Genomic DNA, 1,092 nt, shown 5'->3' with positions numbered 1-1,092 from the left:
CGCGCTGTTGCAGGTGGCGCACGGAAGGGCGCTGGATGCTTCAGGCATCCAGCGGCCCGTCAGTCGCGCATGGCCTCGGGATGCGCGAACAATGCGTCGATGCTGCGTTCGTTGGTCATTGGATACAGCGCGTAGCGGCGGCTCAATCGAGCACCGCCATCGCGGCTGAGCGGGCTCCAGGCAAGGTTGGCGCGTGTCCTGCTTGAGCGTGGCAGCATCAGGTCGAACGGCACGGATACGAAGATCCCCTTGTCGAAACTACCCTCGCCGAAATCGCTTGCCGAGACGTTGGTCTTGGTTGCGTATGCGCCCATGCTGGCGCCGTTTTCGAATACCCGGTTCAGCATGAGTGTCGCGCCCCAATCCTTGGCCAGGTAGCGGCCGGCGTTGAGGGTTGCGACGATCTTTCGCGCGTCTCCCCAGGTGTAATAGAGGCTGGCATGGCCGGTGGCTACGCGGTAGTCGCGGAAGTGCAGGCGCTGATCGAAATCGCGCTGCTTGACCAGGTTGATGTCGGCACCAAACGCCCATCGGCCAAGGAAGGGCCGGTACAGCACTTCGCCACCTATGCCGCCGTACATCGATTCCAGCATGCCTGCGTAGGCCATCGCATAGAGGTCCGGGCCCAGCTGACCGGTTGCGGTGAGCTGCAGGTTGGGCAGCGTGGCGTCGGCGGTGGTCAGGTACTGGCGAATATCGGTGCGCACGCGCGGCAGCTTGCTGGGTGCGTCGTAGCGGAAGCGGTCGTAATTATTGTAAAGATTGTAGTTGAGCGTGCCGCTCATCCACAGAGAGTGCGTGAACCGCAGCTCGGCGCTGTAGCTGCCGGCAAGCTGGAACAGGATGAAGTTGTCCGGTCCGCCCAGCGTTTGCTGGTAGTCGAGATTGAACGTGCCCTCGAAGTGGCGCAGTGGCGCTTCGTACAAAATTTGTCGGGTGGCGGGCGAGGGCGGCGCAAGGTCAACGCGCAGTGCGTTGGCCGCCACGCGGTAATCGGAAAACGCCCCGAAGTCGGCGCGCTCGACACTGGTTTCGATGAGTGGAATGCCCAGCCGGTGGTTCTGTATCGTGAGCCACTGGATGTCTCCGGCG

At 62.7% G+C, this 1,092-nt stretch carries 1 protein-coding gene; it reads right to left on the bottom strand.

Translation table 11 applies throughout. The features are described 5' to 3' along the window. Positions 1-59: 59 nt before the first annotated feature. Positions 60-1,092: YjbH domain-containing protein (locus tag ABB27_RS18970; protein ID WP_161809673.1), on the bottom strand; the 1,033-nt coding region annotated here is incomplete at its 5' end.

Origin of the sequence: Stenotrophomonas terrae (assembly GCF_001431465.1) — a bacterium.
Taxonomy (GTDB): domain Bacteria; phylum Pseudomonadota; class Gammaproteobacteria; order Xanthomonadales; family Xanthomonadaceae; genus Stenotrophomonas; species Stenotrophomonas terrae.
This window is presented reverse-complemented; position numbering and strand designations above follow the sequence as displayed.